10 protein-coding genes are annotated in these 12,831 nt (G+C 66.7%); 2 read left to right on the top strand and 8 right to left on the bottom strand.

Translation table 11 applies throughout. The features are described from left to right. Nucleotides 1–39: 39 nt before the first annotated feature. Nucleotides 40–888, bottom strand: coding sequence for an Ivy family c-type lysozyme inhibitor (locus VARPA_RS16740; protein WP_013541765.1), 849 nt, complete (start codon nt 886–888; stop codon nt 40–42). 10 nt (nt 889–898) lie between these two features. After that, nucleotides 899–1,546, bottom strand: coding sequence for an endonuclease III (nth, locus tag VARPA_RS16735; RefSeq protein WP_013541764.1), 648 nt, complete (start codon nt 1,544–1,546; stop codon nt 899–901). A 143-nt stretch (nt 1,547–1,689) separates the two neighbouring features. On the opposite strand from nth, the gene VARPA_RS16730 reads away from it, so the two are divergent. Continuing rightward, nucleotides 1,690–2,877: a PLP-dependent aminotransferase family protein gene (locus tag VARPA_RS16730; protein ID WP_013541763.1), complete on the top strand. Its 1,188-nt coding sequence runs from the start codon at nt 1,690–1,692 to the stop codon at nt 2,875–2,877. Nucleotides 2,878–2,929: 52 nt separating this feature from the next. Here VARPA_RS16730 and VARPA_RS16725 read toward each other — a convergent pair whose 3' ends face one another. From VARPA_RS16725 to VARPA_RS16715, 3 genes are all read right to left on the bottom strand, one after another. Next, entirely contained in the window at nt 2,930–5,332 is a 2,403-nt protein-coding gene (locus VARPA_RS16725; protein ID WP_013541762.1) for a TonB-dependent siderophore receptor, read from the bottom strand. Between the two features lie 128 nt (nt 5,333–5,460). Continuing rightward, nucleotides 5,461–6,777, bottom strand: a complete 1,317-nt coding sequence (locus tag VARPA_RS16720; protein WP_013541761.1) for a sigma-70 family RNA polymerase sigma factor — start codon at nt 6,775–6,777, stop codon at nt 5,461–5,463. 91 nt (nt 6,778–6,868) lie between these two features. Further along, the gene (locus tag VARPA_RS16715; protein WP_013541760.1) at nt 6,869–7,096 is read right to left on the bottom strand and encodes a hypothetical protein; all 228 of its coding nucleotides are present in this window, start codon (nt 7,094–7,096) and stop codon (nt 6,869–6,871) included. Between the two features lie 75 nt (nt 7,097–7,171). Here VARPA_RS16715 and VARPA_RS16710 point away from each other — a divergent pair, with 75 nt between their 5' ends. After that, complete coding sequence (locus tag VARPA_RS16710) at nt 7,172–7,495, top strand: DUF6172 family protein (protein ID WP_013541759.1); 324 nt, start codon at nt 7,172–7,174, stop codon at nt 7,493–7,495. A gap of 3 nt (nt 7,496–7,498) precedes the next feature. On the opposite strand, the gene VARPA_RS16705 is transcribed toward VARPA_RS16710, so the two are convergent. The 3 genes from VARPA_RS16705 to mfd are packed head-to-tail and all read right to left on the bottom strand — an operon-like array spanning nt 7,499 to nt 12,755. Then, on the bottom strand, nt 7,499–8,566 hold the full coding sequence (locus VARPA_RS16705) for an Ldh family oxidoreductase (protein WP_013541758.1): 1,068 nt from the start codon (nt 8,564–8,566) through the stop codon (nt 7,499–7,501). Further along, nucleotides 8,563–9,276, bottom strand: a complete 714-nt coding sequence (gene serB / locus VARPA_RS16700; protein WP_013541757.1) for a phosphoserine phosphatase SerB — start codon at nt 9,274–9,276, stop codon at nt 8,563–8,565. The genes VARPA_RS16705 and serB overlap by 4 nt, the downstream gene beginning before the upstream one ends. Beyond that, nucleotides 9,273–12,755, bottom strand: coding sequence for a transcription-repair coupling factor (gene mfd, locus VARPA_RS16695; protein ID WP_013541756.1), 3,483 nt, complete (start codon nt 12,753–12,755; stop codon nt 9,273–9,275). The genes serB and mfd overlap by 4 nt, the downstream gene beginning before the upstream one ends. Nucleotides 12,756–12,831: the final 76 nt, after the last annotated feature.

The raw sequence follows: 12,831 nt of genomic DNA, 5'->3' as shown, positions 1-12,831 counted from the left end.
TTCGAGTTCGGTGAGCAGCCCGGGAAAGCGTCCGTCAGCTCAGTTCTTCTGCCGCCACTGCTCGCGCCAGAGCTTGTCCAGCTGCGGTGCCAGCGCCTGCGGCGGTGCGCCCACGAAGACGTTCTTGCCGCTGCGCTGCACCAGCCCGTAGATGCGGCCCGAGCCCTGGTCGTAGAGCGCGATCGCGTTGTTTTCATGGCAGTCGTGCGGCTTGCAGAAGGCATGCAGCACATAGCGCGTGCCGGCCACGGTGACCCATTGCGGCTCGGGCGCCGGGCCTTCGCGGCGCACCAGCCAGCGGTCGTTTTCCTTGGCGCCAAGTGCGGCGCGCCAGGCTTTCTGCATCGCGGGGCCTTGCGCGAGCGCGGCCGGGCTGCCTGTTGGCGGAGCGGGCTGCTTCGTCGCGGTGGATTCCACGGCCGGCAGCGCGGCGCGCGCGGTGCCGTCGCATCGCCAGTAGCGCAGCTTCATCAGCTCGGGGCCCAGTTGCCCAGCCACCGGCTTCGCGGCATCCAACGTGATGGACTGCCCCCGCGCTTCGCGGAAGACCAGGAAGGTCAGGGCGCCGGCCTTGTCGACATCGCTCATCAGGGCGACGTCGAAGCGAGCCGGCGGCTGGCTATTGCCGAAGAAGCTGTGGGCCGTTTCGGGCGACTGGCCGACCACCCGGCGCTTGCCGCTTTCGACGATCAACTGGTCCTCGCGCACCTGCAGCGTCGGCGCGGACGCATCGGCACACGAGGTCGACCAGCGGCCGCCGTAGGCCGTCATGGCGTCGGGCGACAGGCCCTTGCTGCCCTGCTGCGACCACGCGGCGCCCGGCGCGAAGGCGGCTGCCGAGAGCAGGGCGGTGGCGAGCACGGCGCCGTGGGTCTTCAGGATCGTCATGCGTGCGTTGTCAGTTCGTTTTCGGAGCCGGTGTCTTGGGCTTGTAGTCACAGTACGGGGCCACCGCGCATTCCCAGCAGCGCGGCTTGCGCGCCACGCAGATGTAGCGGCCGTGCAGGATGAGCCAGTGGTGCGCGTGCAGCCGGTATTCCGGTGGGACGCGCTTCTCGAGCTTGAGTTCCACCTCCAGTGGGGTCTTGCCCCGCGCGAGCCCGGTGCGGTTGCTCACGCGGAAGATGTGCGTATCGACCGCCATGGTCGGCTCGCCGAAGGCCACGTTGAGCACCACGTTGGCGGTCTTGCGGCCGACGCCCGGCAGCGCTTCGAGCTCGGCGCGCGTGCGGGGCACCTCGCCGCCGTGCAGCTCGACCAGCATGCGGCACGCCTCGATCAGGTGCTTCGCCTTGCTGCGGTACAGGCCGATGGTCTTGATGTAGCTCTCCAGCCCTTCGACGCCCAGGTCGAGGATCGCTTGCGGCGTGTTCGCCACCGGATAGAGCTTGCGCGTGGCCTTGTTCACGCCCACGTCGGTGGCTTGCGCCGAGAGCAGCACGGCGGCCAGCAGCTCGAAGGGGGTGTCGTATTCGAGTTCGGTCTCGGGCGTGGGGTTGGCCGCCTGCAGGGTGGCGAAGAAGAGGGAGATGTTGTCTTTTTTCATGGGGCTCGGGGGCGCCGCACGCGTCTGCCCGGGGGCGCAGCGCGGCGACAGGCGCAATATATCGTTGAAAGGCGATGGCCTTACGCAGCATTCATGCACCCGCCTTTCGCGACAATGGCGCGCAGAAAGTGAGACCGACCATCATGCAATTCGCCTCCCGCCTCGACAACGTCGAAACCTCCGCCATCCGCGAACTCTTCAAGCTGCTCGGCAAGCCCGGCATCATCAGTTTTGCAGGCGGGTTTCCCGACAGCGCGATGTTCGACGTCGAGGGCTTGAAGGAAGCGAGCCAGAAGGCGCTGACCGAGGAGCCAGGCGGCGCATTGCAATACGGCGCCACCGAAGGCTACGAGCCGCTGCGCAGCCAGCTCGCATCGTTCATGAAGACCAAGGGCGTCGATGTGGACCCCAGCGGCCTGATCGTCACCACCGGCAGCCAGCAGGCGCTGGACCTGCTGGGCAAGACCATGATCTCGCCCGGCGACAAGGTGATCGTCGAGGGCCCGACCTTCCTGGCGACCATCCAGTGCTTCCGCCTCTACGGCGCGCAGCTCATCAGCGCACCCATCGACGCCAACGGCGTGAAGACCGACGAGCTGGAAAAGCTCATCGCCGAGCACAAGCCCAAGTTCGTCTACCTGATCCCCACCTTCGGCAATCCCAGCGGCGCGATGCTGACGCTGGAGCGCCGCAAGAAGGTGCTCGAACTTGCCGTGAAGTACCAGACGCTGATCGTCGAGGACGACCCGTATGGCGACCTCTACTTCGGCGAAGCGCCGCCGCCTTCGATCCTCGCCTTGAGCAAGGACGTGCCCGGCAGCCGCGAGCTGCTCGCGCACTGCGGCAGCCTGAGCAAGGTGCTGAGCCCGGGCCTGCGCATCGGCTGGATGATCGCGCCGCCCGAATTGCTCGCCAAGGCGACGATGTGCAAGCAGTTCAGCGACGCACACACGAGCACCTTCTCGCAGGCCACGGCCGCGCAATACCTCAAGAGCGGCCGCATGCCCGCGACGCTCGCGCATGTGCGCGAGGTCTACGGCCAGCGCGCGCAGGCCATGGGCGCGGCGCTCCAGCGCGAACTGGGCGATGCTGTGAGCTTCACGCAGCCCAACGGCGGATTGTTCTTCTGGGCGCGTCTCACGGGCGCCAACGGCAAGCTGGCCGATGCGAACGAGCTGGCCAAGCGTGCGATCGAGAAGCTCGTGGCCTTCGTGCCCGGCGCACCGTTCTTTGCCGAGAAGCCCGATGTGGCGACGCTGCGCCTGAGCTTTGCGACCGCCGACGTGGCCAAGATCGAAGAGGGTGTGAAGCGCCTCGGGCAGGCGCTCTGAAGCATTGCGGGGCCAGTGGTGCGCGGGTTGCGCACTGCTGGCCGGACACTGCCTAGAACTGGTACTTCGCGCTGGCGACCAGCGTGCGCTCGTTGCCGCTGTAGTAGTTGTTGTAGGCGCGTGAGGCGGTGTACTTGCGGTTGGCCAGGTTGGTTGCGCTCAGTGCGAAGCGCCAGGGGCCGGTCTTGTAGTGCACCGTGGCGTCCAACAGCGCAACGCCGCCTTCGTCCGAGGTGTTGGTCACGTCGTTCCAGCGTCTGCCGATGTAGCGCACACCGCCGCCGAATCCGATGCCGTTCCCCAGGGTGTAGTCGAGCCACAGGGAAGCGGATTGCTTGGGCACCTGGATCGGCATCTTTCCGACCTCGCTCGTGTTGGCGCTCTCCAACACCTTCATGTTGAGCACGGTATAGGAGGCAGTTAAGTTCAGGTTGCGCGCCAGTTCGGCCTTGGCTTCCAGTTCGAGACCACGCGAGCGGATGCGGCCGATCTGACGGGACTCGAAGGTGTTCTGGTCATAGGTGACCACGTTCGACTTGCGCAGGTCGAAGACGGCAGCGGTGAACGACGTGCGCGACCCCTCGGGCTGATACTTGATGCCGGCTTCCACCTGCTTGCCACGGGTCGGCTGCAACGGGTTGCCGTTGAGGTCGACGCCGCTGGTCGGCATGAAGGACGTGGCATAGCTGACATACGGCGCCCAACCGTTGCCGACCAGATAGCTCAGGCCCGCACGGCCGCTGAACTTGTTGTCGGCCTGGCCTTTGCGGGTGCTGTTGATGCGGTCGGTGGTCTCGGACTTCACGCGATCCTGGCGTCCGCTGAGCGTGAGCACCCAGCGATCGTCGATCTTGATCTGGTCCTGGGCGTAGATGCCCAACTGCTGGGTGATCTGGGTGTAGTTGCTCGCGGGGACGAGGGGCTCTGGTATTGGCAGGAGGTTGACGGGGTAGCGCAGATCCAGGCTGGGTGCCGGTCCCGAGAACTCCTTGGACGTGTAGCGGATGCGGGTCGCGTCGAAGCCGAACAGCAGCGTGTGCTCGACGATTCCGGTGCGAACACGGCCCTGCAACTGTGCGTCCGAACTCCACTGGCCGTACCACTCCGGAAAGGAGCGCGCGCTGCGCGTGAGCGTGTAGTCGTCCGGCAGCAGGGCGTCGCGCAGGATGTGCTTGTCGATGCGGGCGTTGGAGTAACGCAGGTTGTGGCGCACCGTCCAGTTGTCGTTCACATGGTGTTCGAACAGGTAGCCCAGCGATTCCTGGCGGTTCCGGATGCGGCTGAACTTTGGGTCGCCGCGAACGATGCCGGTGTTGCGGCCCGCGTTGTCCATGACATAGAAGACGTCGTCGCTGGCCTTGTTGTCCAGAAACTCGCCGAGCAGCGTGAACGAGGTGTCGGCCGAGGGCTGCCAGCGCAACGAAGGGGCCAGGTAGGTGCGCTTGTTCGAGAACGGCGTGCCATCTCCGTAGTGCATCTGCGAGTTGGTGTCCAGACCGACGCCGAGCAGGCGATAGCTGAGGGTGTCGCCGGCGACTCCGCCCAGGTCCAAGGCCAGTTGCTTGCGCTGGAAGTTGCCGTACCTCACCTCGACTTCGTTCACTGGCGTGTTGCTCGGCATCTTGCTCACACGGTTGATGATGCCGCCGGCATCACCCTGGCCGAAGGTCACCGAGGACGGTCCGCGCAGCACTTCGACGCGCTCGACGCCGTAGGGCTCGGTCACGGAATAGGCGGGCAGGACGAGGCCGTCGCGGTAGCCGGCAATGCCGGTTGTCGTGTCGAAGCCGCGCATCAGGATCCATTCGATGCCCCGGGGGTCGAAGCCCCAGTTGTTGACCGTGACACCGGGCGTGTAGCGCACAGCTTCCATGATGTCCTGCACGCCGCGTGCGTCCATTTCTTCCCGCCCGATGACCGAGATCGACTGCGGCACTTCGAGCAGCGGCGTGTCGGTCTTGGTGGCGGTCTGGCTGCGCCGCGCCACATAGCCGGGCACCGGACCGATGGCGGTTTCGCGCTCTGCCGAGGCGTTGACCGTAACGGCCGGCAGCGTGGTGTCGGAGGTCTGCGTGGCCCGTTCGATGACCAGCATGTTGCCGGTCATCCGAGCGGTCAATCCCGTGCCTTGCAGCAGTTGCGAGGTGGCCGCGCCGACGCTCAGGTCGGCCCGTATCGCCCGGCTGCGAAGGCCGTTCAGCAAGGCCGACGGCGCCAGCAACTGCAGGTTGGCCTGGCGGGCCAGTTGGTTCAGCGCCTGGTCCAGCGGCTGGGCGGGGATGGAGAAGCCGATGACCGCACCTGCGCCCGCCGCAGTCGACGTGGCTTGCGGGGGCCGCGTCGCTGCCGTGTCTTGTGCCATCGCGCTCTGGCCGGCCTGGGCGATGCAGCCCAGGACGGCGACGGCGATCAGGTGGCGCGAGGCGCCGCGTGGAAGGGAGGTGCGAGAAGGCATGCGATGACGTCGGTTCATTTCTGGGCCATGGGTCCCGGGCCATCCGCTGGATGGATTTTCTCGGGCTCTTCAGGCTGATACGACCGAGCGGTGCGAATCCCTCATGCAATTCGCAAAAATCTGCGATGTCAGGATGGTGAGCGGCGCGCGATGACGATGGCGTGCGGGATGCTCGGGTCTTCCCACACCTGCACGGGCAGGCTGCCGGGCAGCAGGCGAAGCCAGGTCCCGGCCTGTGCGATGTGCACGCGGCCGAATACAGGCAGCGAAGCGGCATCGGGCTCGACGCGCAGGGGCCGTGGGCTGTAGCGGGCGAGGCGGGACACGACTTCGCCCAGCGGCACGTGGTGAAAGTCGAGCCAGCCTTCGCGCCACGGCGCCACCGCAACGGCCTCGCCGAGGTGTGCAGTGGTGAACCGCTGCGATGCATCGATGCGCACGCTGTCGCCGGCGCCGAGGACGCGTTCTTCGCCGCTGCTGCTGCGAACCCGCACCTGGCCCGATTCAACCGCCACGCGCAGGTCGCCGTCTTGCAGCGCAGCCTCGAAACGGGTGCCGAGCACGGTGATCTCATGGCCCAGAGCGGCGACGACGAAGGGGCGCGTTTCATCGCGCGCCACGTCGAAGAAGACGCTGCCCGCAAGCAGTTGCACGGCGCGGCGCGTGGCGTAGTAAGCCACTTCGGCGCGGCTGGCCGCATCGAGGCTGAGGCGGGTGCCGTCCGGCAGGGTCTGCGTCCGGACGCGGCCGACGGCCGTGGCCAGTGTGCTCTGGTAGCTCGGTATCCATTGGCGCCATGCCTGCCACAGCGTAGTGCTGCCGACGCCCATGCCGGCGACGCCGAGCAGTGCCGACAGCGCCCGGCGGCGTCCGGTGCGCACTGGTGCCGTGTCGCCGCGCCACCGATGCACAGCCGCTTCCACGCTGTCGAGCGCACGCATCACTTCGCGCTCGACGGTCTTGATGGATACGCCGTATCGCTCGGCCAGCTCTGCGTGGCCAGTGCCTTCGAGGCGATCCGCCAGAAAGATGTCGCGGCTTCGTTGCGGCAACTGCCGCAGCGCCGCATCGACCGCATCGAGGGCTTGCCGATGCGACAGGCGCTCGGCTATGTCGTGCGTGCTGTGGTCGTGCGCAGCGCCCGCCTCGGCGTCGGCGTCTTGCGATGCCGAAGCGAAGCGCTCCATGCCGCGTTGCCGGCGGCGCAGGTGATCGATGGCGATGTTTTCGGCCACGGTGTAGACATAGGCACGCGCGGCGGGCTCCGGCGGGGGCCTTTCGCCCGGCTCGCTTTCGGTCCGCTCGGCCAGGCGCAGCCAGGTGTCGTGCGCCAGCTCGCGTGCGTCGTGCGTGCTGCCGGTGCGCCGAGCGATGAACCGCACCAGGTCCTGGTAGCTGTCCTGAAAGGCCCGCAGCAGCGGGGTGGGGGAGAGTTGGGCGGACATGGGCAAATGAGAACGTACGTAATCGTTTCTCGATTATTGTCGAGAACGGTTCTCATTTGACGGATTCCGGATCAGGTTGCGGGACGATGCCTCAGGGCGAGCGATGCAGGCGGGGCGCCGCCAGCAGGTCCAGGTTGTCCGAAATGGCCGCATCCACGTTCGGATAGCGGCCTTTCATTTTCGAGAGCGTCATGATGGTCTGCAGCGCCTTCAGGTCCTTGACCGAGGGCGCGACCTTGATCTGCGCGATGGCCGCGGGGGCGTTGCCGCCGTTCACCAATGCCATCACCTTGCTTGCCCAGTCGTTTGCGCGCGCCATGTCTATCACCTGCTTTCCATTGAACCGCCGACTGTACACAGCGCGGCAGCCCCCTCGGGGGCGTTACGATCACCCATGAGAAAAACCTTTCAGCTTCAAGTCGAGGGCAAGCACCCCGATCGTCTCGTCGAAGCCATCAAGCACGAGATCAGCAAGTACATCAAGCGCGAGCGGCGGCGCGATCTGCCCGAGGGCAGCGATTTCTGGGACTTCGATTGCAAGTTCGGGGCATCGGCGGAAACCGCTGAAGTCGCCCATTTGCCAGCCATCAACAAGCTGATCGACGGCATCGTGAAAGATGCCGGCAAGCAGTTCTACGTCGAGATCCTGGCCAAGCCCGGCAAGCGCACGCCGCGCCCAGCCGGGGAGCGGACCGAAGAGCCGCTCGAGGAAGACTGACCCCTAGAAAAGCGCCTGCGCGAGCTGCAGCCCGTGGCGCTGCTCCGCTTCCTGCAGCGAGCGCGCAATCGACGGGTGCAGCCGCACCCCGTTTTTCGATTGCGCTTCCCGGCGCTTCAACCCGCCTTCGCCCGGCAGCCGGACCGGCTTTGCCGCGTCGATCGGCGTGTTGTCCCGGCACTGGGCCGCCACGTGGTCCATCTGACGCAGGAACGCTTCCTTGCCGCCGAACGCATTCAGGTCATGCAGCGTGATGTGCACCGTCGCACCCCAACCCTCTTTGGGATCGGCCCGGCCAAAGCCGGCCAATCCCGCCGTCAACGTTTCCACCAGCAACGCCATGCCATAGCCCTTGTGGCCGTGGCTGAGGCCGCCCACGGGCAGCAGCGTGCCGGGCGGCTCGTCGAACAGCACCTCTGGGTCGTTCGTCGGCTTGCCGCTGGCGTCGATCAGCCATTCCTCGGCGAAGGTCTCGCCGGCCGCGCGCTTGCGGTTGCTCATGCCGTTGGTGGTGATCGAGGCCGAGATGTCGACCATCACGCCGCCCTGCGAAAGCGGAAAGCCCATCGCCAGCGGATTCGGCGTGAACACCGCCTGCGTCCCGCCGAAGGGCGCGACGCTGGCCGCGTTGGGGTCCGAGCAGGCCAAGAGCATCAGCATGTCTTCCTGCAGCGCGCGCAGCATGTAGACGGCGAGGCAGGCGATGTGGTGACTGCGGCGGATCACGAGCGAGGCGGTGCCGAGCTCGCGGGCGCGTGGCACCAGCAGGTCCATGCCCTGGTCCATGAGCCAGGGGCCGGGCAGGCGCTTGCCGTCCCACAGCACGGCGGCGGGGCGGTCCGACAGCACCTCGGGTGCGCCGTCGGGAGTCATGCCGCCGGATTCGATTTCCTTCACATAGCCGGCAAGCAGCGCGAGGCCGTGGGTGTCGTGTCCCAGCAGGTCGCCTTCGACCAGGGTGCGGGCGACGCTGTCGGACATCGTTGCAGCGAGCCCGGCCTTCTGCAGCAGGGCGCTCGCGTAGTCCCGCAGCGCGTCGGCGCGGTAGAGCGGCACGTTGGCGTCGGTCATTTCAAGATCTCCAACAGCCGGTCGAGCCCGCCTTCGTTGATGGCGACCATGGCCTGCTCGCGCACCTTCGGCTTCGCGTGATAGGCCACGGAGAGCCCGGCCTCGCCCATCATCGGCAGGTCGTTAGCGCCGTCGCCCACGGCAATGGTTTCCTGCGGCGAAATGCCCATGAGCGAAGCCACTTCGAGCAGCGTGCGGCGCTTCTCGGCGCCGTCGCAGATGTCGCCCCAGCTTTGCGTCACGACCTGGCCGGTGAGCTTGCCGTCGGCTTCATCGAGCAGGTTCGAGCGCGCGAAGTCGATGCCCAGCCGGTCCTTCACGCGGTTCGCGAAGAAGGTGAAGCCGCCCGATACGAGCAGCACCTTGAGGCCGGCCTTCTTGCAGGCTGCAACCAGTTCGGTTGCGCCCGGGTTGAGCTTCAGCCGCTCGTCGTACACCTGCTGCAGCGCTTCGACCGGCACTCCCTGCAGCAGCGCCACGCGGCGGCGCAGGCTTTCCTTGAAGTCCTTGATCTCTCCGCGCATCGTGGCCTCGGTGATCGCAGCCACCTCGGCCTTCTTGCCGACGGCATCGGCGATCTCGTCGATGCATTCGATGTTGATCAGCGTCGAATCCATGTCGAACGCGATCAGCTTGAAGTCGGCCAGCGCCAGCGGCGGCTTCACGCGCTGGAGGACGAGACCGGGAGAAATTTCTTCTGTAGCGCTCATGCGGGGGCGGGTTCCTTGACGAGGGGTTGACCGAGGCTGCGCAGCACGTCGCGCACCATCTGCGCGCGGTCCTTCGGCTCCTTGAGTTCGCGTTCGATGCGAAGCTTCTCGTTGCCGGCGAGCTTGATGTGCTTGTTCTTCTGCACCAGCTGGATGATGGCCATGCCGTCGACCGGTGCATCCTTCTTGAAGGTGATGTTGATGATGCCCGGCGCCGCATCGACCTTCACCACGCCGTAGGGCCGCGCGAGCACACGCAGGCGGTGCGTGTCGATGAGCGTCTGCGCCTGCGGCGGCAGCTTGCCGAAGCGGTCGACGATTTCCTCAAGCAGCGTGTCGATCTGGTCTGGCGTCTTGGCGGTGGCCAGCTTCTTGTAGAACGACAGGCGCAGGTGCACGTCGCCGCAGTAGTCGTCGGGCAAAAGGGCTGGGGCGTGCAGGTTGATCTCGGTCGTGACCGACAGCGGCGACAGCAGGTCGGGCTCCTGCCCGGCCTTGAGCGCGCGCACCGCTTCGCTCAGCATCTCGTTGTAGAGCTGGAAGCCGATCTCCATCATGTTGCCGCTCTGGTTCTCGCCGAGCACTTCGCCCGTGCCGCGGATTTCCAGGTCGTGCATCGCGAGGTAGAAGCCGGAGCCCAACTCTTCCATCTGCTGGATGGCATCGAGCCGCTGCGCCGCCTGCTTGGTGAGGCCCTCGGTGTCCGGCACCATCAGGTACGCATAGGCTTGGTGGTGCGAGCGTCCGACGCGGCCGCGCAGCTGGTGCAACTGCGCGAGGCCGAACTTGTCGGCGCGGCTCATCACGATGGTGTTGGCGGTGGGCACGTCGATGCCGGTCTCGATGATGGTCGAGCACAGCAAGAGGTTGTAGCGCTGCGCCACGAAGTCGCGCATCACGCGCTCCAGCTCGCGCTCTGGCATCTGGCCGTGGGCCACCGCGATGCGGGCCTCGGGCAGTATTTCCTCGAGCTTCTGGCGGCGGTTCTCGATGGTTTCGACCTCGTTGTGCAGAAAATAGACCTGTCCGCCACGCTTCAACTCGCGCAGCACGGCTTCGCGGATCACGCCGGTTCCCTCGTTGCGCACGAAGGTCTTGATCGCCAGGCGACGCTGCGGCGCGGTGGCGATCACGCTCAGGTCGCGCAGGCCTTCCAGCGCCATGCCCAGCGTGCGCGGAATCGGCGTGGCGGTGAGCGTGAGCACGTCGACCTCTGCGCGCATCGCCTTCATCGCCTCTTTATGGCGCACGCCGAAGCGGTGCTCCTCGTCGATGATGAGCAGGCCCAGGTTCTTGAACTTGACCGACTGCGAGAGCAGCTTGTGCGTGCCGACCACGATGTCGATCTGGCCCTCGGCCAGCCCCTTCGCGGCGGCCGTGATTTCCTTGGCCGAGCGGAAGCGGCTCATTTCCGCCACCTTCACCGGCCACTTGGCGAAGCGGTCGACCAGCGTCTGGTAGTGCTGCTCGGCCAGGAGCGTGGTGGGCGCAAGAAACGCCACCTGCTTGCCGCCGGTGATCGCGATGAAGGCGGCGCGCAGCGCGACCTCGGTCTTGCCGAAGCCCACGTCACCGCAGACCAGGCGGTCCATCGGCTGGGGCGAGATCATGTCCTGCACCACGGCGTGGATCGCCGCCTTCTGGTCGGCGGTTTCCTGGAAGCCGAAGTCGTTGGCGAACACCTCGTAGTCGGCAGCCGAGTAGCGGAAGGCATGGCCTTCACGCGCGGCGCGGCGGGCGTAGATGTTGAGCAGCTCGGCGGCCGAGTCGCGCACCTGCTCGGCGGCCTTGCGCTTGGCTTTCTCCCATTGGCCGGAGCCAAGCCGGTGCAGCGGGGCCTCGTCGGCGCTCACGCCGGTGTAGCGGCTGATCTGGTGCAGCTGCGACACGGGTACGTAGAGCGTGGCCTTGTCGGCGTACTCCAGGTGCAGCATTTCCTGCAACAGCGGCTTGCCCTCGGCGTCGACGCCCTGGCCCAGGTCCATGTGCATGAGGCCGCGGTAACGGCCGATGCCGTGCGCGGTGTGGACCACCGGGTCGCCGACGTTGAGCTCCGAAAGATCCTTGATCAGCGCCTCGACGTCGCTGACCTGTTCCTGCTTCTTGTTGCGGCGGCGCGTGGTGGGCGCGGTGGCGAACAGCTCGGTCTCGGTGACGAGATCGATGCCTTGCTCGCGCCACGCAAAGCCCGAGGCCAGCGCGGCGGTGACGATGCCGATCTTCTCGTCGGTGGACGCCTCGAACTCGGCCAGCGAGTCGAAGGCCGGTGGGCTCACGCCACTTGCGCGCAGGAAGTCGAGCAGGCTTTCGCGCCGGCCGTCGCTTTCCGCAATCATCAGCACGCGGTGCGGCGTGGCGGCGATGTGGGCCTTCAGGCCGACCAGCGGGTCTTCGGCGCCGCGCACCACCGCGAAAGGCGGGAGCTTGTCGAACTCGGCGTAGGGCGTGTCGGTGGCGATGTTGCCACGGATGGCCAATTGGGCGTGCGGCTTGGCACGCTGATAGAACTGCTCGGCATTGAGGAACAGCGCCTCGGGCGGCAGCGCGGGACGTTCGGGGTCGCCGCGCACCAGCCGGTAGCGCTCGTTCGTGTCCTGCCAGAAATGCTGGAATGCGGGTTCGAGGTCGCCGTGCAGCACGACCGTGGCATCGGGCCCGAGGTAGTCGAACACCGTGGCCGTCTCGTCGAAGAAGAGGGGCAGGTAGTACTCGATACCGGCGGTCGCCACGCCATTGCCCATGTCCTTGTAGATGCGGCTCTTGGTCGGGTCGCCCTCAAGCAGTTCGCGCCAGCGGCTGCGAAAGCGCGCGCGGGCGTCGTCGTCCATCGGGAACTCGCGGCCCGGCAGCAGGCGCACTTCGGGCACGGGGTAGAGGCTGCGCTGGGTGTCGGGGTCGAAAGTGCGGATGGAGTCGATCTCGTCGTCGAACAGGTCGACGCGAAACGGCACCAGCGAACCCATGGGGAAGAGGTCGATCAAGCCGCCGCGCACCGCGTACTCGCCCGGGCTCACCACCTGCGTCACATGGCTGTAGCCGGCCAGCGTGAGCTGGGCCTTGAGCTTGGATTCCTCGAGCTTCTGCTTGGCCTTGAAGTGGAAGGTGTAGCCGGCCAGGAACGCGGGCGGCGCGAGGCGGTAGAGCGCGGTGGTGGCGGGCACCAGCACCACGTCGGCCTCTTTCTGGCTGATTCGCCAGAGGGTCGCCAGGCGTTCGCTGATCAGGTCCTGGTGCGGCGAGAAGCTGTCGTAGGGGAGCGTTTCCCAGTCGGGAAAGAGGGCGCAGCGCAGGTCGGGCGCGAAGAACTTGATCTCGTCGATGAGGCGCTGCGCGTCGTTGGCGTCGGCCGTGAACATCGCGGTGGCGCGGCCGGCGGCCTTCTCGCGCATGCCCAGCTGCGCGAGCAGCAGGGCATCGGCCGACAGAGGGGGGCGCGGCAGCGTGAAACGCTTGCCCGCCGTAAGGTGGGGGAGGTCCATGGAACGCTTCGAAAAATGCAAGACACCCCGCGCCGGGCGGCGAGGGGTGTGCGGAGGGCAATTCTAGAATGGCGGC

The organism is Variovorax paradoxus EPS (genome assembly GCF_000184745.1).
Lineage (GTDB): Bacteria > Pseudomonadota > Gammaproteobacteria > Burkholderiales > Burkholderiaceae_C > Variovorax > Variovorax paradoxus_C.
The sequence above is the reverse complement of the archived record's forward strand: the minus strand, read 5'-3'. Positions and strand labels throughout refer to the sequence as shown.